Genomic DNA, 21948 nt, shown 5'->3' with positions numbered 1-21948 from the left:
TGGCTAATTAATAATCTATAAAAATAATAGTAATTTTAGTATAAATATCTTTAATTGGATAAGTTTGTACTAGGTACTTTTTATCATCAAAAATTTCTTTATGATTTATTATATAGATAAATAAAAAATCAGCATATACACTAAAGCTTAACTATATGCTGATTTAAAAACTTTAAATTAATTTTAATTTATAAATTTTTTCATTATTTATTATTGTTATTGTCCTTCCTTATCTATTACACACTTTCCTTCATAAAATACTTTAATAATATCCTTAATATCAGTAATTTCTAATCCAGGTATTCCTTTGCTTGCTATAAAATTTGCTTTCATTCCAACTTTTAATGCTCCTATTTTTTCTTCTAATCCTAATACTTTGGCTCCATTTAATGTGATTAATGATAAAATTTCATTTTCATCTAATCCCGCATCTTTCAACTTAAGCATACCTTGATTTGATATTTTCATTAATACTTCTGGTCCTTTTGGGCTATCATCTTCAAAGTTTAACCATGGCAGGTTTATATCTGGAGGTAGATATGAATCTGTTGCTATTGCTATAATTATTCCCTCTTTAACTAATGCTTCAATTTCTTCTGGTGAATTTGGTTTTAAGTGTGTCCCACCTAATGGTGTTACAACAATTATTATATTTTCTTCTTTTGCTTTTTTAATTAATTCATTTGTTATTCCATGTCCATGATGTATAATATCTATTTTAGCTTCTATGGCCATTTTTATTCCTTCTTCTCCAGCAACATGGCATCCTATCTTCTTTCCTTTATTATGAAACATTTTTGATATTTTATTTAATTCTTCTTGTGTATAAATTATTTCTCCTGCCTTTGGAACTAATTCTTCTTTTAAATTAGCAGGAGTGGCATTTATAAATACATTTTCTCCTGGATATTCACTTTCATCAATTATCTTTTCTAATATTTCTTCATTTATAAGTGTGCTTTTATCAACTGAACTTTTTCCCGTAACAGATGTTAAATTAACTAAATTTTCAAAGCCTATTGTTATGCTATTAGTTGAAAATACTATATCTAAAGGTAAAGTTTTTGCTTTTTCTTTGATTTTATCTAAATTCATTTCATACATTGATGATCCACAAACTTGTTCACCAAAAGCTGTTACTCCAGACATTAAGCCATTTAAAATTAAAGCATCTTGTGCAATTTCATAAGTTTTTTCTGTTACTGGATAAACTGTTGATGGTGCATATTCAAATAAATGAGTATGGCAATCTATAAGTGATGGCGTAATTACTAAATCCTTAAAATCTATAATTTCTAAATCTTTATACTTCGATTTGATATCATCGTAATTTCCTATATCAATTATTATTCCATCACTTACTACAATAGCACCATTATATAAAGTCTTAATATCACTTACTGTGATTATTTTGCTTGATTTAACAATATATTTATTATCCATATAAACCTCTAAACAATTAATGGTGTTAAAAGTAATCCAATTATTATGCAACTTGCAAATTTAATTACTGTACCTAATAGAGCTGCTAATAATGCGTCTCTTTCATTTAAATCTGAATTTTCTTTCCAAGTTACTGGTATTTGTCCAAATAAAACTGATAATGGTAAACCTGAATTTGCAAGTACAAACCCACCAACTACAAGTGCAGGTGCAATATTACTCATTTCATTTAACTGAGCCATTGCTAGAGTTGGGCTAGCTAATACAGATACAATACCTGTTGCTGGCTCTATACTTAACCATTGAAGAACTATTGTCATTCCATTTTGTATAACTGTCCAAATTCCAAAGAAGTCTAAAATTCCAATTATAGTGAACACTGCTGCTACTGCTGGTATAATGACTAAAAATAATAGATATGCTCCTTCTTTTGCAGAACTAAAAATAGTATCTAGCAGCTTAGTTTCTGGTGTAAACCTAGGTAATTCTTCTAACTCTACTGCCTTAGTATCTTTATATACTGTTTTAGATAAAATAATTGGAACTAATACTATAGGTAAAAAAATACTAACTAGTACTAAAGGCAATGCTGATATGCCAAACTTAGTTAATACAACTATACCAAGAACCAGTGTTGCAAATGACTGAGGTGATTGTATCATTGTAGCTATAGCAATTTTTTGCTCTGCCTTTGTAGTTTTTGCCTTTTTCAAAACTGGCCCAGCTATTGCCCCTGCTGCATTTATATCACCTAATACATTATATACACTTGGAATAATTACTGATGGGTTTATTTTAAATACTTTCATTATAGGAATAAAAATTCTAATTAATGCATCTGTAAAGCCTAATCTTTCTAAAATTCTGCCTACTATTACACTAATTATAATAGCTACACCAACCTCACTTAATAGAAATACATCAACTACTATAGGGAATACTTGATTTGTAATGCTGTCAAACAATCCAGATATAGATTCTGGGGATACTAAAAGTGTTATGAATGAAACAATAACTAAAACTAAGCCTACTATTTCAATTCCTCTCCACTTTCTCCTTGAATTTTTGTCTAATTCCATTTATATTCTCCTAATATTTCTGTATAATACATAGTATTGCGATACAATGGAAAAGTTTACAAAATGGTAAATTTCTGGACCCAAGGGTTTCTCCTTAAAAATTATTAATTAATATTGATTTTTTATTGAACATAGTTCATAATTAATTCATGTTTCTAATATACACTTTAATAAATATTAATCAAAAGAAGGAGAATTAAATTATGTTTTTAGCACTAAAAGAACTAAAGCACAATAAGGCAAGTTTTGGTTTAATAATCGGAATCTTAACTCTTATTATATTTCTAGTACTATTTTTATCAGGTATTTCAAAAGGGTTATCTGCAGCTACTGGATCTTTAATTGAAAATTCTAAAGCAAATTATTATATTCTAGATGATTCTGCAGATAAATTAATTACTCGTTCAGTTATTGAGAATGATGAGCTAAAGGAATTAAATAACCTTAATGGATTAATAGATTTAAATGAAAATACTACTCCTATTAATTTACATACAAGTAATTTCACTATGGATTCCTTAGATAAAAAAATCAATTTAGTTTACTTAGCTATTGATCCATCAGCATTTCTTATGCCTGAAGTTATTGAGGGAAATAACTTAAATAATGATAGAGAAATAGTTTTAAACAACTCATTCAAAGAAGATGGTATAGAAATTGGAGATAAAATCAAAGATACATCTTCTAATTTAGAATTAACTGTAGTAGGATTTACTAAAAATCAAATGTATGCACATATTTCTGTAGGGGTAATATCTTTAGATACATATAAGGAAATAATGACTTCTGCTACTGGTAGAGATTATAATAATTTTCAAGCATTAGCAATTAATATGGACAAGTCTTCAGAAAATCTAGATTTACTTACTAACCTTGTTAATGATAATTTAGATAAAAAAGTTTTATTAACTAAAAGTGAAATAATTTCAAATGTACCAGGACATTCACAAGAACAAGCTACTATTCTTATGATGTTAGTATTCTTACTTATAATATCTTCATTTATAGTTGGCGTATTCTTCTATATAACAACTATGCAAAAGCTACCTGAATTTGGAGTTTTAAAAGCATTAGGCGCCAAAATGTCAACTTTAGCAGTATCTTTAACATCTCAAGTATTTATACTTTCAGTAATAAGCATGATTATAGGAAATATATTAACATTTTCTTTAGCCAGTGTATTACCAGCAAGTATGCCTTTTGTATTAAGTTATAAAGATGGAGCTTTAGTTTCACTATTATTTATAGCAATAGCACTATTAAGTAGTCTATTTTCTATAAGAAAAGTAAGAAAGGTAGATGCTATTTCTGCAATAGGAGGTAATTATTAATGAGAAAATACGCACTTCAATTAAAGAATATAACTAAGACATATATAGATGGAGATAGTGAAAATACCGTTTTAAATAATGTTTCAATTAATGTTAAACCTGGTGAATTTGTTGCTATTGTTGGACCTTCAGGTTCTGGTAAAAGTACATTTTTATCTATAGCTGGAGCATTACTTACAGCAAGTAATGGCGAAATAATAATTGGAGATACGAATTTAAGTGAGAAAGATAAAAAGGAATTAGCTGATATAAGAAGAAATCAAATAGGCTTTGTATTTCAATCTCATCAATTAATACCTTATTTAACAGTTATTGATCAGCTAAAATTAATACCAAATCTTTCTAAAAATAAAGACACAAAAGAGGTTAATGACTATGCTAATAAGCTTTTAAAAGATTTTGGACTAGAACATAGGCTTAATCACTATCCTTCAAAATTATCAGGTGGTGAAAAGCAAAGAGTTGCAATAGCAAGAGCATTAATGAATCATCCTGATATAATTTTAGCAGATGAGCCAACAGCAAGTCTTGATGGCAATCGTGGTCGTGAAGTCGTTACTATGATTAAAGATGAGATAAAAAAATATAATAAAGCTGCTTTAATGGTAACCCATGATGAGCGTATCCTTGATTTAGTAGATACAATATATAGAATTGAAAATGGAAATATTACTTTAGAAAAGAAAATTTAACTTTAAAATGGCTGCTAATACAAAAAGAACAGTAGTTAGTTTTGTTTTTACACAAAACTAACTACTGTCCTATTTAGAAAATTCACTTATGTAATTTATAATAATGATTATAAGATATTTTAAATATTATTTTTAATATAATCTTGTACTTCATCTACATTAATGTCTAACACTATTGCCATTTCTTGATATAGCTGTTTTCTAGCACTAATCATAATATCTTCATCTGTTTTATTAAGTTTTTTACCTAATGAATTCTTTTCATTTTTTTCTAATCTTATTGAATTTATTACCTTTATAAGTTCTTCCGCATTTCCTCTTTTTATTATAGCCTTATACTCTTCAATTCTTTTTCTTGAATCTTCTATTTCAACAGTTTCATTTTTTGCAATTTCTTTTATTAAATTCGTAATTTCAGCTTTTGTCATAAGCTCTCTCATTAATATCTTTTTATTGTTTACAGGAATTTTAATAGTCATCTTATCATTATAAACTGGAGATAAAATATAATATTCTAACTCTTCATTTCTTAAAGTTACCTGTTCTATATCTGTAACCTTGCAAACTCCATTTGAACCATATACAACATAATCATTTATTTTAAACATAAAATTACCTCCCTATGTGTTTTATTTATAATGAAAAAAAGCAGCTCCTACAGCTAAAAACTTTTAGGAACTACCTGTTGTATACTTATTATACCACAAATGTGCTAAAATTTCTTCAAATCTTTCTAATAATATGAATATTTAAGTATTTTCTTATAATAACTCATTGAATTTTCTATTTCTAATAGAAAATTATATAAATTTAATATAATTATTCATTACACAGTTCACTTAAGTAAGTAATCATCTTAATATTAGAATTTTCAATTTCTTTATAATAATAAGTTCTACTTTATGTTAGTAATGAATATTTTAATCTATGCTTTACTCAACCTCTTTAAGATAATTATAAAATTTAATAATTATAAATACATGTTTAAACTAACTTATAGACTAATATATTTAAGGCATCTATAAGTAATAAAATATTTAATTAAAGTAAAAAAATAATAATTATATAACGTTATGACTTGAGGTTTGATACATTACTTTTCTGATTTTTTATAATATATGAATGTAGTTACTGCATTTAAACTTATAGTAACTACAAGTAAAACTGCTGATACGAATACTAATGCATCAGTTATATCCATAAGAGCAGACCAATCATTGATTTGAACCAAATGATTGTTATAAATAATCTGTAGAAATAAAGAAATTGCACAAGAACTAATACTAATAATTGAAAGAATAATCCAGCTCCTATTTTCATGTTTTTTAAATTGCATAAGGTTAATAATTGGAAGTATCCAAGCAATTAAACCAAGCAATAGACTTGTAGGATTAAGTAAAGTAATCATAGTAACATACTCCTTTTTAATTTAATCAAGATCTATAAATTCAACCTTCCATATTCCTAAACTTCCAAAATCATATTCTAATTTAATAGTATTATTATCTACCCATGTGATTTTATATTGATTATTTGAAAAAGGTCTAAACCCATCGTCAGTAGAAATACCTTCATTTAAAGATTTAATAAATATTCCAAATTTTCTTTCATAAAAGTTACTATATCCTGATAAAAGAAATTCTTTTTCTTCTACTACTAAAGTATTATTTTTATTTGGTGATTTAAATGTAAAATACTTGGTTTCACTATAAAAAAGCATATAAAATAAAATGCTTGATAAAATAAAAATTATAGCAAACATACTATAAGCACCCTTTATCCATTTATGCTTTTTAAAATCAAAAAGTATTATCAAGTATATTAATCCTAAAATCAATATATAACTAAAAAAACTAGGGCTAACTTTGTAGATAAGTATCTTGTATCCTAATGGTCTAAGAATAAAATTTATTATTAAAAATAATATAAGAAATCCTAGCCATAATTTCTTTATACGTGATTTTAACTTAATATTAAATTTTTCCATATCCCTCACTCCATTTTTTATAAGTATAATTTAGTTTTTAGCCCGTATAGTTTGTACTTTATAAATTATTTATAATCTATAAAGTTAAATTCCCATATCCCATCTTCATTTTTTTCTACTGAAACTTTATATACTTTTTCTTTGTTAGTAAAATCAACATTAAATTTTTGACTATAAAATGTGTTGTTATTTTTATCATTAACAGATAAAGAAAATTCATTACTATTCATAAGAAACTTCATATTATCACCTGATTTTATCGAACTATTATCTGCGTATGCTGCTCCCCCTGAAGAATTCCTCTCTTTATATCCAAAACTATTTATTCCTTCTTTACTATTATTAATAACAATTAAATTATATCCTCTTGACTTACTCCTGCCTTGGAAACTTGTACATCCTATAAAAAGAGTACTTTCCAATAATATTAAAATTGAAATTATCAAACTTATCGATTTCTTTTTCATAGCACTACCTTTCACCTTATATACTTATATGATAATTTATTGATTATAGTAAGTCAATAATATTTTATCGTTTTTCAATAAAATATTATTATTAAAAGATGTTACACGCATTAAAACATTTATTATTTAAGGTTAAAAGATTATAAAAAAAGTTCTTAAAGATGCTTTTAGCTTTCTTTAAGAACTCTTCATTTTACAATTACAAAAATCATATTTAACATATTAATATTGTATTTATTTAGATTTAAATTTTTACCTCATAATAATTCATTGTTGATTTTTCTTTAAATCCGCAAGATTTATATAAATGTAATGCATTATTATTTTTTATCTCTACATCCAAGGCAACTTTATTTATTCCATCATGCTTTAAAATATTTAAAACTTGCATCAAAGTTGCTCTTCCATATCCTTTATTCCTAAATTCAGGAATTATTCCAAACCCACTAATAAATGCTGAATCGAATTCCTTACTTACTTTTATTTTACCAATTATTTCATCATCCGCTTTAATTAGGTAAGTAATAATGTTATTTTTTTCTTCATCTTCTGGTAATATCATTTCATTACAGGCTTCTCCAAAGAAAACTTCATTTAAATTATCTATTTGATCTATATCCTTATTTTTTGCATTACTTAAAAAAATATTTTTATTGTTTTCATATACAATCCAATTAATGCACTCCATTCTACACTCTGAAAATGAATAGCTAGATTTATTTATATTCTTTATAAATCTCATTGCAGAATTTGATTTATCATCACTAAGTAGCAATATTTTATCAAACTCTCTTCTTTTACATTCTTCTATGGCCATATCTGTTAACTTAGTAAAAATCCCTCTTCTTCTAAAATCAGGATGAACAATCCCATTAATTTCAGCAATATTTCCACCAAAGCATGAAATTCCTAAATATCCAACTAACTTATCATTGATGTAATATAAAAACTCATTTATATCATTTGACTCTTTTTTATAGTCTTTATTAATTTGTGTTCTATATTCTAATTCCAGTTTTAAATTTACTTTATCTTCATTTATACAAATATCTTCTAACTCTTTTATCTTCTTATTTTCTTTATCATTTATATATTTTTTTAAAACAATATACTGATTCAACACATCATTATTTACATTCATCATTTATTTTATACACCTCTCCTTGTTCAATGACCGTAATAAAGACTGTTAACTTATCACGGTATTAAGTTTATTTTATTTGAATATTATTATTGAGCATGATATATTATATAGTATTAAAGTATATTTTTTGGGGATGAATATTTTATGCAAAAAGAAAACACTATTAAAGAAATTGAATATATTAAAGGAATAGCTATTATATTAGTTTTTGTAGGACATGCTGCTACTCCTTCATTCTTAAAAAGACCTTATACTTATGAATTTTTAGTTCAATTAATTTATTCTATGCATATGCCATTATTTTTTCTAGTATCGGGATTTTTATCACTTAAAATTTTAGATATGGATTTAAAGAAAGACTACTTTAGTTTCATAAAAAATAAATTTTATAGACTTGGTATTCCGTTTTTAACTTTGTCCATTGCAACCAACCTAATGATTATTATTTTTAAAATAATACTTAACCAGCCTAATTCTAATAAAGATTTAATAAATATGATTAAAACAATATTCTTATATCCTGAAAACGGAATCATGGGAGCTCTTTGGTTTTTATATACTTTATTTATAATTAGTATAATCTCACCAATTATTTTTAAATTACCTATGCGATTTATTCTTACATTAGGAGTACTAATAAACATATTTTTTCCTAAAGAAATTTATTTTCTATCACTTAATAGAGTTACTTTCTTTTTAGTATATTTTCTTATAGGACTTTATTTTAGAAAATATTGTTTTGCTAATAAAGATATATTTCATAATAAAATTTCTAATTACAAAAAAATTTTTCTATTTATGATTTCTATAGCATGTGTATTTTTCTATTCATATTTAATTACTAATCAAATATTTATAACAAAGTATCTTTTGAACACTTTGAATTTTCTTTGTGGATTATCTGGTATGATATTGGTGCTTATCGTAATAGAAGGATTAAAAAATTCAAGTATGTGTAATATACTATCATTTTTAGGAAGATATTCTATAGATATATATATTTTTTCATGGTTTTTCCAAATAGCATCAATGATTTTAATAACATACATATTAAAAATATCTAACTATAGCATATTTTTAATATGTAATTTATTTATTGGTTCTTTTTGTCTACCATTTGCTCTTTATATAATTAGGAAATTTAAGATTCTTAAATTTCTATTTTTAGGAGAATTCTCAAAATAGCCTGTCATAGATTAGAATCTATAAATATATAATTAGGAATTTATATTACTATCAGCTAATAATAGTATATTATGAAATATGATTAAATAAATATTAAGGATTAGACCTAGTTTATACTCTCTAGTCCTTTTATTTTTCATATATATTATTCAAAATATATAATTTCTACCATTTTCCCATAATAAGTGTATTATAATAACTACCATCTTTATGAACACGATCATTTACTAGATATATTAAATTTTCACCTCAAATTATTCTATCAGTAATGACCATAAGCTACCTCCGATTATATTTTTAAATATAAGTAATTTAATCAATTGCATCTTTAAAGTTTTGATTTATTGTACTTTCATATAAATTATAAAATATCGTACCTTCATTATGAAAATACGATACTTTCTGTCATTGATTTTCTTATTGCCTTTTATCTTTTATAATCTTATATATTTCATTAGTTATTTCTAAATTATATTTGGAAACTTCATTTTCTACCAGTTGCTTGGTTTAGTAATAGATTTAGGTAATCTTGTATTGCTATCACCTTTTGCACTATTAATTTGAGCTTGAGTTATAAAAATACTATTGCTTAAATTAGCTCCACTTAAATCTGCATCTCTTAAATCTGCTCCAATTAAGTCTGTAAAGCTTAAATCTACTCCTCTTAAATTTGCTACAATTAGAAAAGCCCCACTTAAATTTACTCCTTTTAAATCCTTTTTTCTAAGATCAGAGCCCATAAGATTTAGACCTCCACCTAGAGCTTTTTTACCTTTTAAAGTGTTTTTTCCGTTATTAACTTTTTTCCTTAAGAATTCACTAGTTTGTAAAAGCAAAGTATTAACTCCTACCTTAATTGGTATTAAATCTAACTTTAAGATTGATTTTGCTTCTAAATGTGTTAAGTTCTTTATTTCTTCTATTTTTTTAATCAGCTTGTCTTTATTAATATTACTATTATATTGTAGCCTAACAGCTTCATTAAGATACCAAAGCATTTCATGTAGTTGCTTCATAATAATAAAAACATCAAACATTTCTTTTGAAGACTCAGGTTTTTCCTTCCAATCATGTCCTGAATAAGTAACTTGAGCTACCTTTTGTCCAGCACCAATGCAATCATATGCTATGCAACCTTTTAACCCCTTCTTATTAAGATTTTCGTGAACTTTGCATTTAAAATTACCTGCTAAATTAATACAAGGTTTACCTGCATCCTTATTAACTGGGAATCCATCCATAGATGAAAAGTATAATGCAACACAACATAATCCAAAGCACTTTTCACACTCAGGCTGTAGTTCTTTATAATTCATTTTATCCATCTCACATTCATAAAATATACTATATAAATTATATCATATACACATTATTATTCAATTTCAAAAAATATTTTTATTAATAATCATCAAAATCTACAGTTATTGTATTTTTCCCTCCATATGCTCTTATAGTAAATTTATTTTGAGGTTTATCCTTCATAATATATTGAGCATACCCAGTGGACTTGCTATGACTATAGTGACTTATACTTTCTTGTAACTTTTCTCCATCATTATCAACAGCATAAAAATATGAACTACTATAATAATCTTCTTTTTCATTTGTTATTATTTCATATCTAAATTTAAATGAAATATCCGATTTACTTACTTCTGTAATTTTAACAATATCTCCATTTGGCATTTCAATACTATTATTTTCACTTAACTCTACTTTTTTTATTGATTTTTTAATCTCATCTGCACCAATACTAAAATTAAAATTCCAATTACCTTCTATAGGATATACTGTGTCTGAATTTGGCTCCATTTCATTTGGAACAAAATCGTAAAACTTATATTTAATTTTTATATCTAAAGTATTATCTAAATTTATATCATTAAAACTATATATACTTATCATATTAATAACATCATCAGAAACATTATATAAATCTGAATATGCCTGTTTAGAAATTTTTCCATTTATATTTACTTCAACATCTGTTTCTTGTGATCTTGTATATCTTTCCTTATTTTTAAATAAAAGACCATCTTCTTCAGTTAATTTAGAGTAGTCTAAAGTTTCATTAATAATTATTAGATCTTCATCAACTATAATTTCATTTACTGTTATACTAATGTTTTTATCTGTAACTGTTGTACCTATTGGAGTAATGTACTCACTAAAATTTCTATTGATTTCTTTGCTAAAATACTGCCTTAAGTTTCTGGATATATTTTCTATACCTGCACTAACTACATCGTTGTTTGAAAGAATAGAGAAAATAAATATTCCTGCTAATGTAGCTACAAGTGGCTTATAATTATGTTTTCTTTTTTTATTAAGCTTACTATTTAATCGTTTTTTTATAATATTAATTTCCTCTTCATTGAAACAAAGCTCTTCATACTCATCTAGATTCATTTCACTCTTATTAAATTTATCATAAATATTTTTCATAAATTCACCTCAATTCAATATATCTCTTTTAATATTTTCCTAAGCTTTTTTCTACCTCTTGATAATTGATTATAAACTTGATGTTTTGCCAAATTCATTTCTTCTGAAATTTCATCTACCTTTTTATTTTCTATATAGTATTTAGTAAAAATCTTTTTATCTTTTTCTTTTAAATTATTTAATATTGAATATACTTCTTCTTTGAATTCATTAAAAATAATATCATCTACTAAATTACTTTTATCTGAAATAACAAGATTATCAATATCTTCAAAACTATTCAGCTTTAGATACTTACGCTTATAATCAATTGCTTTAAATTTAGAAATAACTGCTATCCAATTCCTAAATAAACCCCTGCAATCAAAAGAATTTATATTATCCCAAATTGAAAGTAATATATCATCTATACATTCATCTTCATAGTAGCTTATATTCTTAAGATGCTTATGAACTATTCCCTTAATTAATCCACCATATTCTTTTAATAATAAATCCAAGCCTTCTTCATTTTTTCTTTTGATATATTTAATTATTAGTGAATCATCCATTAAATCACTCCCTTCTGTAAATCCTTATACTATATATAACGTATATCAAATAAACTATTTGTCACTTTTCTAATATGTAAATAAAAAAGATTGCTAAAGGCAACCTTTTAATTTCTTAATTATATAGCTTATAAATTATTGATAATGTCTAATTTTTTTTCATTTATTATGTTTACGATATAAATTCAAATAAGTAATCATCTTGCTTAATAAATCCCAAAGACTCGTAAGTCTTTCTTGCAATAATATTTAATGATGAAGTTTGTATTACTGGTGTCTTATTAGCAGTAATAGTATTATCTATCATATATCCCATTAGTTTTTTACCAAAACCTTTTCCTCTATAATTAGGGTCAATATAGACTGTTGTAATATCAATATAATTTTTACTTTCTCCACTATATCTAGACATACCTATTGGTTGTCCCTTATATTCGATAAAATATACTCCTACCTTTATATCTTCAATTAACTTTCTTTTATCAGTTATGTCTGCAATCTCCTGCTCATTTGTAGGTTCAAAAAAGCCAATCATAAATTCACTAATTTTACTCATATCATCTTGTTCACAAGTCGCCTGTCTAAATTTAATATCTTGGATTACAGTTTGTTTAAAATATGTGCTTATATCGAATCTATAATAGATATTTAAAGCAGATATCACATCTTTACCAACATAGGCTAATATTTTAGATACATCTTTACTCTTTCCAGCCAATAGAACTCTTTTATAGTTTAATATTTCAAGTTGCTTTGCAATTTCATTATAACCAGTTTCACTTCTTGTACAAAAGCTTGTAAAATAAGAATTACCATCAAATTTTATATGAAGTATACTATTAATTTCATCATCTGACTCTTCGATATACAGTTCTCCAATATCTTCAATTTGATTTTCTATAATATTAATTAGGAATACATTGAACAATTCATCTTCATATAGAAAATCTAATATTCTCTTCTTAGATTCATCATTTATAACTGTGATATATATCATTAATTTTGCTCCTTTATCACTACTAAGCACTATACTAATTAATCTCATTAAGCATATACTCGCAAAACCTTTTAGCTTCCTCTTCATCTACTTTCATTATTTCGTTTGTCTTATAACTATACAGAGCCTCATTTATAATTTTATGATAGCATCTATTTAAATTACATATTCCCCATTCTCCACCTTGCTTTTTAGAAAGATTTAAGTTATCTCTAACATATGCTAGCACCCTACATAAATTTAGAATAATATATACTGGATTATCATAAATTTCTGATTTAGCTTCAGATATGTCATTCTTAATACTATCTAAATAATCTTCTCTAGGAACTTCAGCAAACACCTGATTTATTGGCAATCCATATAAAACTATTCCTGCACTTTTTATTATAGTAAAATGTGCAGCTAAGTCTTTATCAAATCCAATCATTTTCTTACAATAATCTTTTGAATCATTATTATACCAATCAACATGCCTGTTAGAAAAATGTAATTCGAATGGAGTTGGATATATAAAATTAGTGCAATACTCTTTTAAAACTATACTCATCTCCAATCCTTTTGGTGGAGCTTGTTTATTTAAATCTATAGTAATATCCATAAGTTTTAGTTTTACATCTTCTGTTAATGGATTATTAACTACAACTATATAGTCAATATCACTTTTATCAAAGTTAAAGCAATTTAATGCAATTGACCCATGTACATAAATACCTATTAAATTATCTCTTAATATATTTTTATACTCTTTAGAAACACTTTTTAAAACTTCTTCATAATTCATGCTTTTTACCTTCCAATAAATTAATCATTATAAAAATACATAACTTAGTATAATAATAATGGCATCGTGAAATCCATGTGCTAGTCCTACTGACAATGTTGTACAATTCTTTAACTTTATAATTGCAAAACCATAAATTCCTCCTAAAATTGAGGTCATTAAAACTTGCATTAGGTTATGACTAGCTGAATAATGCCATAATCCAAATAAAATTGAAGATATTATAACCGCTGTAACTGGAGATTTAATTAAACTCTTAAACTCATTAAGAATATAACCACGCCATATTAGTTCCTCTCCAATTCCTATGAAAATAATATTTTTTATTATTTGATAGATTAATATCCAAGCTTTGCTAGCTTTACTACCTAAAATATCATGCTTATTTACTCCAAGTAATAAGGGTATTATTATAAATGCCGATGTGATTATAAAAATGATAATACAATTTATAAATTGATTTCCTATTCTATCTTTTGAAAATCCTATTGTCTCTAATATTGGCTTTCTTTGAATATAGCATATTAATATAATAAAACTTACCATAAATATATATGGTAATAACTCAATACATATTTTTAGAAATATCATCCCATCCAAATTAAATACAAATGGTGCTAAAGCAAAAAATATAATTGGCGTTATAAAAATAACTATGAGTACACCACTTAATATAATAAAATTACTTATTTTAGTATTCACAATACTCCTCCTAATAAATAATTAAATATCTAAAAATTAATACTATATTACAACTTCTACTCTAAACTTTTCCAATCTATAATGCCCTTCCCCATCTAGTTCATTTACTCCATTTTTATAGTCATACCCCATCTTTTTATAAAACTCACAAGCAGTAATTGATGATGGTATTTCTACTCTTTTTGCTCGTAAAAAATACTCATCTTTTTCTAATGTTTCAATTATTAATTTGCCTATGCCTTTCCCCTGTAATTCAGGTACAACAAATATAGTCAATAATATACTTTCATCTTCACTTCCCCAAAAGCTTGATATAGCTCCACATCCAACAACATTATCATCTATACATGCAACATACATATGAGCATAACTTGCTATATTTAATATCTTTTCACTATTATAAAGCTCAGCTAAATATTCCATTTCTTCTTTTGAATAGTCATTTATATTTACTTCTAAAAAATTTCTACAAATTATCTTTGATACAATATCTGAATCATTATTATCAAATCTTCTTATTTTTAAACTCACATCTTAGTCCTCTTTTTAAATTTATATTTTAAATAATCATTTTTCTTAATATTAAATTTTATTAACGCCTTTAGAAGATTTAATTATCCTATTATGGATTTAATTTAATAGTTTCTTCGTTGTTGTTCCATTTCATAATTATTACTAACTTGTCCTTATTTTTGTACTTTGATAGTTTATAATCATGTTCCTTTTCTAAAGAAAACCCACCTACTTTATTTAATACTTCTCCATATTCCATATATCCACCACTAGAATTACCTGATAAATCTTCAATAGTAAATTCTACATCCATAGGAGGCTTTTCTATTCCAGTATATTTTATATTAACTTTACATTTGTTATTATTATCATAATTTATAGTTGCTTCCCAACTTTGACTAGATCCTTGAAATGATAATTGATCAACAGAATTACTTTTACATCCAATTGTGAGAATTGTAATGAATAGTGAGATTGTAATGAATATATATTTTTTCATCTCTATCTCCTTTATACTATAAAATCACTAATATAAACCATAATTAAATTTAATGCCATTATTACATCTTAAATTTTGATGTCTTAACCCATTCTTCCAATGCATTTTTACTAAATATAAATTCTCCAGATATTTGTACATATGGTATTGAGTCATCCTTAATAATTACTTGATTTAATCTTTCCTGACTAATACCTAAGTATTTTGATGCCTCATCTAATGATAAAATATCTTTTGAATCTAAGTTATTATTATTTTCTTGATTAATTGTATTATTAATATTATTCAATCCTTGACTTATTCCACTTCCAATAAATTCTCCATTCTGTTGAATACTACTAGATATTATTGAAGCACTAATAATAAGTGAAATTGCTAAGCTAAAAATTGAAATTGGTAGTAATTTTTCCTTTGACATTTTTTATTCCCCCATTAATTAAATTCTCATTTAAAGTTTATTAGTAAAGACTTGATGACGTTCAATCTTATACAATTATTTTCTTTATATGTAAATAATACCACAAAAGTTCTTTGTTTATATATTAAATTTGCATAAAATATATTTATTATTTAATGAAATTTTATTAGGTTTCGATTTTAACATAACTTTATTATTTTATGTTGTTAATAATTTATATTGTTTGTTTCCATGTCCTGTTGCAATTTAAACATAAAAAAGGGATTTATGAAAATTTAATTACATAAATCCCTTTAAATAAACTTTTTATTTTATTATATAATATATAGATAAACTAATTTATTTTATTGAAATAATTTTATATTTTTTCTATATATGAAGCATACATATATGCTTTTGTAAATTCTCTACTTCCACACTCCATACTTCTCACTTTTCCCATAGTTCTGTAATAATCATAATAAGGAACAGTATTTACTTTACCATTGAAGATTTCATATTTTCTTAATGCATTGAACCATGTCTCAACTTCACTTTCACTTAGTTCATAATATGCCTGTGGTACAAATCCAACTAAATCTTCGCAATTTTCTCCATATAAAAGTTTTATATCCATGCCATTATTTCTACATATCTTAACTGCTTCTTTAACTGTGTAGTGTGTATAATAATGCCTTGGATGTAATGTTCCACTATAATGAGTTATAACTAAATCCACTTTTTCATCAGTAAAATATTTTACTAAGATATCAATGAATTCATGCTCTGTTGGAAGCTCTTTAGAATTATAACCAAATGACTTACAATCTGAACTCATTGCTTTTGCAACATTGATATTTTCTTGAATTAAATTCTCAACGTATTTATCGTTTTCTTCTTTTGTAACATTAGACCCTTCTAATCTTCCTTGTACAACATGAACAAAAGTGCATTTTGCCCCTAATGCTGCATATTTTATAATTAATGGACCTCCCATTAATTCTGCATCTAATGGATGCGCTCCTATACTAATAACTCTCTTAATGTTATTCATATATTTATCCTCCAATCTATAATCAATGCTCTATATAATTTCTAATGTCAAAAATCATTTTTAATTCTATATAAGTTATTTTGAATTAAATCCATTTTCAACCTTATCAAACTCTAATTAATTTTCTTACTATATAAATAGTAGCTTCTATATACTTCTACTCCATGTTTTTGATAAAATCTCATACCTGCCCCATGAGTCCATAAGAAATATAAATAGTAAAGCTTATTTTGTTTCATATCATCCATCATTAAATTAAATAAAACTCCACCTATACCACTGCTTCTTAACTCTTCCTTTACTCCAAATGGACCAAATCTACATTCACTTCCATCCATTTTCCTCATGCAAAAGCCTACTACCTTATCATCTTTATCTAAGCTTATCCATATAAGTTTTTCAGCCTCATTATTTTGCATTGCCATTAATGCATTTCTCTTCCATCCGCCACCAAAATTTTCACCTAAGAATTCTAATAAATCCATAGAATATTTATAGTCAAATTTTCTAAAAATGTATCCTTCTTTTTCTAATTGTTCTCTTCTTTCTTTAACCCTTAAAGGCATATTGTAATCCCATAAATTTCTTTGCATACTTACTGCTTCACCAGTTCTTATATAATTTAAATTTTCAAAGAAACCTATACTTTCCTTATAATTTTCTTGATCTATTCCTGGAAAGAAGTAATTAGGACTATACGCTGCTATAGTTATATTTTTTACTCCACTCTCTGTTAACCTTTCTTCCACTTTCTTTATCATTTGGCTTCCTATATTTTTCTTCCTATAGTCTTCTCTTACAAATAAAAGATTTATCCAACCTCTTTCTGGTTCAAAGCCTCTATCCAAATATGGTACCTGCCTTTTGGTTGCTAAAATAAAACCAACAATAGCTTCATCTTCAATTGCAATAAGAGCAAGTTTTCTATTGAAATTTTCATCAAATAAAACTTGTTTTCTAAATTGCTCACATGAAATAGTATCAGCTATAAGACATTCATTCCATAATTTCACTATTGAATCTTCATACTCTTGAGAGTAATTAATTATTTTCATATATTCCCTCAGTCCCTTCTAATTGACTTTTCATTTCTTTTCTTTCCAAAGCTTTAAAAAATGGATAGAATATTAACCCTATAATAAAATAGTTAGCTAAGCTAAAGAAGAATGCAAAAACACTTCCCCCAGTTCCTAAATATGCTGCTATAGGTGCTGGAACTGTCCAAGTAACTTGAGTTATAACTGGTGGTATCATTGGAATTATTGCTGTGAATATATATGACCATATCCATAAAAATGAAAAACCAAACACCCAAGGTATAAATAATAATGGATTTAATACTATAGGTAATCCAAACATTACAGGCTCTGCTATATTAAATATTGTTGCTGGTAATGCTAACTTTCCTAAAGTACTATATCTTTTAACCTTAGAAATTGCTGCCAAAACAGCTATTGGTAATACTGATACACGAACAAAATATCCACACCATTCTGTAGTAAATAAATTAGGTATTACTTCTGCTCCTGCTTTATAAGCTTCCATATTTTCTGTTATCATACTTGTCCAAATTGGAGACATAACACTTCCTACAACATTTGAACCATGTATTCCAGTAAACCATAATACTCTATCTAAGAAAAATGCTAAAAATTGTGGTATAGGGCCTTTTCCAGCAGCAACTAACGGCTCAAAAACAGCATTTGTGAGTTCTGGTATATTCCACTTTAATACATGTGACATTAGCCATGAAATTAATAAAACAACCATTGATGGAATTAATGCAGTAAAGGCATCTAAAACCATTGGTGGAACCCCTGCTGGTAATTTTATCGTAAAGTTTTTATTTATAAGGAATCTATATATTTCAACTGCAATAATTGATATGAATATTGCTGCAAACATTCCTGAACTTCCAAAATTGGTAGTTTCTATGACTAATTTCCCATCTTCAGTATTAAACATTGGAAAAAACATCATAAAACTCAAAAACCCTATTAATGCAGTTACTATAGGTTTAATCTTGGAACCTCTATCTTTGTAATATTCCCCTAAGTAGTATCCTGAAACAATTGAAATGCATACAGCTAAAAGACCTAAAGATGAATTAACTCCAGCCCATAGCTTTCCTGAAAATGGAGCTACTATATTACTCCATCCGGGAATAGGTAAAGCAGCAGTTAATATTAATAATGAACTAAAAATTAGAATTGGCATTGTGGTCATAAATGTTTTTTGTATAACTTGTAAGTATCTCATTTCTGATATTTTAATAAGAGGTGGTGCAAGACGCTCCTCTATAAAACTAGTTATCTTTTCCATTAATCCATTCTCCTTTAATTCTTACTTATTAAAACGTTTACTTAAGCTATAAAATTTTACATCTATAGCAAAGTTGAAATTTGTTTTACAATTGCTTCACCGTCAATCATTCCATAATGCACCATATCAATTACTTTAACTGGAATGTCTCCTGCTAATTTTTGTATCTCTTTTAGCTTATATCTTACCTGTGGACCAAGAAGTACTAAATCGGCCCCCTTAATACTATCTTTTGCATAGCTTATAGAATATGCACTTATGTCATAATCCAAATTATGCTTTTCAGCTGCTAACACCATTTTAGTAACTAATAAACTAGTTGACATACCTGCTGCACAAAGTAATACAATTTTTTTCATCTCAAAACCCTCCTGTAATCTATTTACAATTTCATCATAACATGTCTTAATATAAAAATAAATACTTTTTCCCAATTTTTTTGAGAAATTTACCAAACCATTTTTATGTGGTATAATATATCTATTACATATCATATAAGGAGGATAAACTAATGAATCCAATAGATAATATACTTTTGCATGATAATGAATTTACTCAATCTGAAATTAAAATTAAAAACATAATCCTTACAAACCCTGATATTATAGCATGTTTCCCTTTAGTAACAGCTGCATATAAAATGAATGTATCTAAATCTGCATTATTGAGATTTTGTCAAAAATGCGGATATAAAGGTTTCTCTGAATTTAAATACGAATTATCACGCTATCTTCACTCTGGGAATTTGTCCAACGCAAAAACGATTAATGATTCATCTCAAGAAATTCTTAATCTTTTTACAGAAAAGCTTACATTATTAAAAGAAAGCAACTTAGATAGTCACCTTGAAGCTTTATCGCTTGATATATTAAAAGCTAATAAAATCAAAATTTATGGTGTTCACGAAACAGGACTTGCTGCTAGACATCTTCAGTATAGATTAACAACAATAGGTATAGATTCAGAAAGCATTACAGATAGTAGCTTAATTGCAGAAAAAGCATTATTTTCATCACAAAATGATTTAAATATATATTTTTCACTATCTGCTTTAACTTCTATAATTGTTGAATCAATAAAAAATTCTATTAGTAATAATAGCAATATTGCATTAATTACTCAAAACAATAAAACAAAGTTTTCTAAGCAAATACCAAATATAATAGTTTTACCATCATTTTCATTAGCTAAGGATAGTTTTTTTATTGATAGCCAGGCTCTAAATTTTGTATTTATCGAATTATTAATCAATAAATTATCTAAACTTCTATAGCTTTTAAATATTTACTCAAATCTTAATTCATTCTGATCTAACTAAATATATATAAAAGCTACAGAATAGTATTACTTAAATAATTAATTTAAAGTAAAACTATATCTGTAGCCTTAATATTTCCATTTTATTTAACGTCATCAACTTTTATCTTCCATATTATCTACTGATTTAGAATCTAATCTATTAAAGCAAATAATATCATATACAATTTATATTTGACTATTATTTTAAATAGTCACTATCTATATTCTATATGATATAATTAATATATTGAATTGATACTTTATTGAGGTGGTATAAATGAATTGTCCATATTGTAATAAAGAAATGAAAAAGGGTATTATTACTTCTCCCCAAAACAGCTTTGATTTCATTTCAGATGAAGCTAGAAACCAATCTTATTTTTTCCCTGAAAGAATTAATTTAAAACGTGTATTAGATAGTGATTTAGTCGCTTATTACTGTGATGCCTGCCACAAAATTGTAATTGATGTTAAGTAAATTTAATATATAAGAATAGCCAATGAAAATCTCATTGGCTATTAAATAATCTTTTTATGTTATTTCTGAATTACAGACTAAAAATCTCACATTTAATCAATCAACTTTACCTTATCAAAGCTTTAAAATTATTCTCCAGCTAGAACCTTCTCTAGACTTGCATTTATAGCCTCAGAATCTTCAGGATGTGCCAAAAGTAATTCATAATGCTACTGAAGGATTACATTATGAATATATTCCTAGTGAAGCTTCTATAGAAGAACTATACAAAGATATTATAGTAACACTTCTTGAACCTGTAATTACCAATGAAGTAACAACTCATTATGGTAAACCTCTTCTATATGATTTATTTGATATAGATTTTCTAAATATAGAAAGCTTTCCTATGCCTCCCTATCTAAAAGAAGATTACAAAGATTTAAAGCTTTAATATATCTTAATTAACAGTAAAATATATTAAGTATTTATTATTAAGTCAACTTTCTATCTACTATACTCGTTTTCTTGCTATACTTTTCTATACCAAAAAATATTTTCAATAAAACTATTATCATAATATAAGTCGTATAAAACTCT

26 protein-coding genes are annotated in these 21948 nt (G+C 25.8%); 6 read left to right on the top strand and 20 right to left on the bottom strand.

The genetic code is table 11. The annotated features are described in order from the left end of the window. Nucleotides 1-216: 216 nt before the first annotated feature. On the bottom strand, nt 217-1443 hold the full coding sequence (locus tag I2A75_RS15590; RefSeq protein WP_195266291.1) for an amidohydrolase family protein: 1227 nt from the start codon (nt 1441-1443) through the stop codon (nt 217-219). 8 nt (nt 1444-1451) lie between these two features. Then, complete coding sequence (locus I2A75_RS15585; protein ID WP_195266280.1) at nt 1452-2522, bottom strand: hypothetical protein; 1071 nt, start codon at nt 2520-2522, stop codon at nt 1452-1454. A gap of 203 nt (nt 2523-2725) precedes the next feature. Here I2A75_RS15585 and I2A75_RS15580 point away from each other — a divergent pair, with 203 nt between their 5' ends. Both I2A75_RS15580 and I2A75_RS15575 read left to right on the top strand, forming a co-directional pair. Further along, nucleotides 2726-3853, top strand: a complete 1128-nt coding sequence (locus tag I2A75_RS15580; RefSeq protein WP_195266278.1) for an ABC transporter permease — start codon at nt 2726-2728, stop codon at nt 3851-3853. Continuing rightward, the gene (locus I2A75_RS15575) at nt 3853-4545 is read left to right on the top strand and encodes an ABC transporter ATP-binding protein (RefSeq protein WP_195266277.1); all 693 of its coding nucleotides are present in this window, start codon (nt 3853-3855) and stop codon (nt 4543-4545) included. Before I2A75_RS15580 ends, I2A75_RS15575 begins: the two co-directional genes overlap by 1 nt. A gap of 119 nt (nt 4546-4664) precedes the next feature. Here I2A75_RS15575 and I2A75_RS15570 read toward each other — a convergent pair whose 3' ends face one another. From I2A75_RS15570 to I2A75_RS15550, 5 genes are all read right to left on the bottom strand, one after another. After that, nucleotides 4665-5153 carry a CarD family transcriptional regulator gene (locus I2A75_RS15570; RefSeq protein ID WP_195266275.1) on the bottom strand — a complete coding sequence of 163 codons (489 nt, stop codon included), beginning with the start codon at nt 5151-5153 and terminating at the stop codon, nt 4665-4667. A gap of 485 nt (nt 5154-5638) precedes the next feature. Further along, nucleotides 5639-5953, bottom strand: a complete 315-nt coding sequence (locus I2A75_RS15565) for a hypothetical protein (protein WP_195266273.1) — start codon at nt 5951-5953, stop codon at nt 5639-5641. A gap of 21 nt (nt 5954-5974) precedes the next feature. Continuing rightward, a complete protein-coding gene (locus I2A75_RS15560) occupies nt 5975-6532 on the bottom strand; it encodes a hypothetical protein (protein ID WP_195266263.1) in 558 nt (185 codons plus the stop codon). A 65-nt stretch (nt 6533-6597) separates the two neighbouring features. Further along, entirely contained in the window at nt 6598-6999 is a 402-nt protein-coding gene (locus tag I2A75_RS15555; protein ID WP_195266261.1) for a hypothetical protein, read from the bottom strand. 244 nt (nt 7000-7243) lie between these two features. Continuing rightward, a complete protein-coding gene (locus I2A75_RS15550; protein ID WP_195266259.1) occupies nt 7244-8143 on the bottom strand; it encodes a GNAT family N-acetyltransferase in 900 nt (299 codons plus the stop codon). Between the two features lie 144 nt (nt 8144-8287). Between I2A75_RS15550 and I2A75_RS15545 the strand changes: the two genes are divergently transcribed. Beyond that, complete coding sequence (locus tag I2A75_RS15545) at nt 8288-9328, top strand: acyltransferase (RefSeq protein WP_195266257.1); 1041 nt, start codon at nt 8288-8290, stop codon at nt 9326-9328. 491 nt (nt 9329-9819) lie between these two features. Here the strand turns inward: I2A75_RS15545 and I2A75_RS15540 are convergent, their stop codons facing one another. The 13 genes from I2A75_RS15540 to I2A75_RS15480 form a co-directional block, all read right to left on the bottom strand. Next, the gene (locus tag I2A75_RS15540) at nt 9820-10644 is read right to left on the bottom strand and encodes a pentapeptide repeat-containing protein (protein ID WP_195266255.1); all 825 of its coding nucleotides are present in this window, start codon (nt 10642-10644) and stop codon (nt 9820-9822) included. 82 nt (nt 10645-10726) lie between these two features. After that, nucleotides 10727-11773, bottom strand: coding sequence for a DUF4179 domain-containing protein (locus I2A75_RS15535; RefSeq protein WP_195266254.1), 1047 nt, complete (start codon nt 11771-11773; stop codon nt 10727-10729). A gap of 14 nt (nt 11774-11787) precedes the next feature. Further along, on the bottom strand, nt 11788-12324 hold the full coding sequence (locus tag I2A75_RS15530) for a sigma-70 family RNA polymerase sigma factor (RefSeq protein WP_195266252.1): 537 nt from the start codon (nt 12322-12324) through the stop codon (nt 11788-11790). A gap of 172 nt (nt 12325-12496) precedes the next feature. Beyond that, nucleotides 12497-13369: a GNAT family N-acetyltransferase gene (locus tag I2A75_RS15525; RefSeq protein WP_195266250.1), complete on the bottom strand. Its 873-nt coding sequence runs from the start codon at nt 13367-13369 to the stop codon at nt 12497-12499. Next, nucleotides 13356-14105 (bottom strand): aminoglycoside adenylyltransferase domain-containing protein, encoded by a 750-nt coding sequence (locus I2A75_RS15520; protein ID WP_195266247.1) that lies wholly within the window; start codon nt 14103-14105, stop codon nt 13356-13358. Before I2A75_RS15520 ends, I2A75_RS15525 begins: the two co-directional genes overlap by 14 nt. Nucleotides 14106-14132: 27 nt before the next feature. Next, nucleotides 14133-14807, bottom strand: a complete 675-nt coding sequence (locus I2A75_RS15515; RefSeq protein ID WP_195266245.1) for a type II CAAX endopeptidase family protein — start codon at nt 14805-14807, stop codon at nt 14133-14135. Nucleotides 14808-14849: 42 nt separating this feature from the next. Then, nucleotides 14850-15338 carry a GNAT family N-acetyltransferase gene (locus I2A75_RS15510; protein ID WP_195266244.1) on the bottom strand — a complete coding sequence of 163 codons (489 nt, stop codon included), beginning with the start codon at nt 15336-15338 and terminating at the stop codon, nt 14850-14852. Between the two features lie 91 nt (nt 15339-15429). Next, on the bottom strand, nt 15430-15819 hold the full coding sequence (locus tag I2A75_RS15505; RefSeq protein ID WP_195266242.1) for a hypothetical protein: 390 nt from the start codon (nt 15817-15819) through the stop codon (nt 15430-15432). 61 nt (nt 15820-15880) lie between these two features. Beyond that, the gene (locus I2A75_RS15500) at nt 15881-16237 is read right to left on the bottom strand and encodes a helix-turn-helix domain-containing protein (RefSeq protein WP_195266240.1); all 357 of its coding nucleotides are present in this window, start codon (nt 16235-16237) and stop codon (nt 15881-15883) included. Between the two features lie 358 nt (nt 16238-16595). Beyond that, complete coding sequence (locus tag I2A75_RS15495; RefSeq protein WP_195266238.1) at nt 16596-17270, bottom strand: PIG-L family deacetylase; 675 nt, start codon at nt 17268-17270, stop codon at nt 16596-16598. A 113-nt stretch (nt 17271-17383) separates the two neighbouring features. Beyond that, a complete protein-coding gene (locus I2A75_RS15490; protein ID WP_195266236.1) occupies nt 17384-18325 on the bottom strand; it encodes a GNAT family N-acetyltransferase in 942 nt (313 codons plus the stop codon). Further along, nucleotides 18312-19592, bottom strand: coding sequence for a PTS transporter subunit EIIC (locus I2A75_RS15485; protein ID WP_195266234.1), 1281 nt, complete (start codon nt 19590-19592; stop codon nt 18312-18314). The genes I2A75_RS15490 and I2A75_RS15485 overlap by 14 nt, the downstream gene beginning before the upstream one ends. A 62-nt stretch (nt 19593-19654) precedes the next feature. After that, nucleotides 19655-19951 (bottom strand): PTS sugar transporter subunit IIB, encoded by a 297-nt coding sequence (locus tag I2A75_RS15480; protein ID WP_195266232.1) that lies wholly within the window; start codon nt 19949-19951, stop codon nt 19655-19657. Between the two features lie 152 nt (nt 19952-20103). Here I2A75_RS15480 and I2A75_RS15475 point away from each other — a divergent pair, with 152 nt between their 5' ends. From I2A75_RS15475 to I2A75_RS18205, 3 genes are all read left to right on the top strand, one after another. Then, nucleotides 20104-20865 carry a MurR/RpiR family transcriptional regulator gene (locus I2A75_RS15475; protein ID WP_195266230.1) on the top strand — a complete coding sequence of 254 codons (762 nt, stop codon included), beginning with the start codon at nt 20104-20106 and terminating at the stop codon, nt 20863-20865. Between the two features lie 303 nt (nt 20866-21168). Continuing rightward, on the top strand, nt 21169-21369 hold the full coding sequence (locus tag I2A75_RS15470; protein ID WP_195266220.1) for a PF20097 family protein: 201 nt from the start codon (nt 21169-21171) through the stop codon (nt 21367-21369). 187 nt (nt 21370-21556) lie between these two features. Continuing rightward, complete coding sequence (locus I2A75_RS18205) at nt 21557-21802, top strand: DUF3888 domain-containing protein (RefSeq protein WP_195266218.1); 246 nt, start codon at nt 21557-21559, stop codon at nt 21800-21802. The last annotated feature ends 146 nt before the right edge of the window (nt 21803-21948 follow it).

Origin of the sequence: Clostridium sp. 1001275B_160808_H3 (genome assembly GCF_015550425.1) — a bacterium.
In the GTDB taxonomy this organism is placed as follows: Bacteria; Bacillota; Clostridia; order Clostridiales; family Clostridiaceae; genus Clostridium.
This window is presented reverse-complemented; position numbering and strand designations above follow the sequence as displayed.

Coding starts and splice junctions, on each gene's coding strand:
- I2A75_RS15590 (WP_195266291.1), bottom strand. CDS start 1,443: ATGGATAATAAATATATTGTTAAATCAAGCAAAATAATCACAGTAAGT.
- I2A75_RS15585 (WP_195266280.1), bottom strand. CDS start 2,522: ATGGAATTAGACAAAAATTCAAGGAGAAAGTGGAGAGGAATTGAAATA.
- I2A75_RS15580 (WP_195266278.1), top strand. CDS start 2,726: ATGTTTTTAGCACTAAAAGAACTAAAGCACAATAAGGCAAGTTTTGGT.
- I2A75_RS15575 (WP_195266277.1), top strand. CDS start 3,853: ATGAGAAAATACGCACTTCAATTAAAGAATATAACTAAGACATATATA.
- I2A75_RS15570 (WP_195266275.1), bottom strand. CDS start 5,153: ATGTTTAAAATAAATGATTATGTTGTATATGGTTCAAATGGAGTTTGC.
- I2A75_RS15565 (WP_195266273.1), bottom strand. CDS start 5,953: ATGATTACTTTACTTAATCCTACAAGTCTATTGCTTGGTTTAATTGCT.
- I2A75_RS15560 (WP_195266263.1), bottom strand. CDS start 6,532: ATGGAAAAATTTAATATTAAGTTAAAATCACGTATAAAGAAATTATGG.
- I2A75_RS15555 (WP_195266261.1), bottom strand. CDS start 6,999: ATGAAAAAGAAATCGATAAGTTTGATAATTTCAATTTTAATATTATTG.
- I2A75_RS15550 (WP_195266259.1), bottom strand. CDS start 8,143: ATGATGAATGTAAATAATGATGTGTTGAATCAGTATATTGTTTTAAAA.
- I2A75_RS15545 (WP_195266257.1), top strand. CDS start 8,288: ATGCAAAAAGAAAACACTATTAAAGAAATTGAATATATTAAAGGAATA.
- I2A75_RS15540 (WP_195266255.1), bottom strand. CDS start 10,644: ATGAATTATAAAGAACTACAGCCTGAGTGTGAAAAGTGCTTTGGATTA.
- I2A75_RS15535 (WP_195266254.1), bottom strand. CDS start 11,773: ATGAAAAATATTTATGATAAATTTAATAAGAGTGAAATGAATCTAGAT.
- I2A75_RS15530 (WP_195266252.1), bottom strand. CDS start 12,324: ATGGATGATTCACTAATAATTAAATATATCAAAAGAAAAAATGAAGAA.
- I2A75_RS15525 (WP_195266250.1), bottom strand. CDS start 13,369: ATGAGATTAATTAGTATAGTGCTTAGTAGTGATAAAGGAGCAAAATTA.
- I2A75_RS15520 (WP_195266247.1), bottom strand. CDS start 14,105: ATGAATTATGAAGAAGTTTTAAAAAGTGTTTCTAAAGAGTATAAAAAT.
- I2A75_RS15505 (WP_195266242.1), bottom strand. CDS start 15,819: ATGAAAAAATATATATTCATTACAATCTCACTATTCATTACAATTCTC.
- I2A75_RS15500 (WP_195266240.1), bottom strand. CDS start 16,237: ATGTCAAAGGAAAAATTACTACCAATTTCAATTTTTAGCTTAGCAATT.
- I2A75_RS15495 (WP_195266238.1), bottom strand. CDS start 17,270: ATGAATAACATTAAGAGAGTTATTAGTATAGGAGCGCATCCATTAGAT.
- I2A75_RS15490 (WP_195266236.1), bottom strand. CDS start 18,325: ATGAAAATAATTAATTACTCTCAAGAGTATGAAGATTCAATAGTGAAA.
- I2A75_RS15485 (WP_195266234.1), bottom strand. CDS start 19,592: ATGGAAAAGATAACTAGTTTTATAGAGGAGCGTCTTGCACCACCTCTT.
- I2A75_RS15480 (WP_195266232.1), bottom strand. CDS start 19,951: ATGAAAAAAATTGTATTACTTTGTGCAGCAGGTATGTCAACTAGTTTA.
- I2A75_RS15475 (WP_195266230.1), top strand. CDS start 20,104: ATGAATCCAATAGATAATATACTTTTGCATGATAATGAATTTACTCAA.
- I2A75_RS15470 (WP_195266220.1), top strand. CDS start 21,169: ATGAATTGTCCATATTGTAATAAAGAAATGAAAAAGGGTATTATTACT.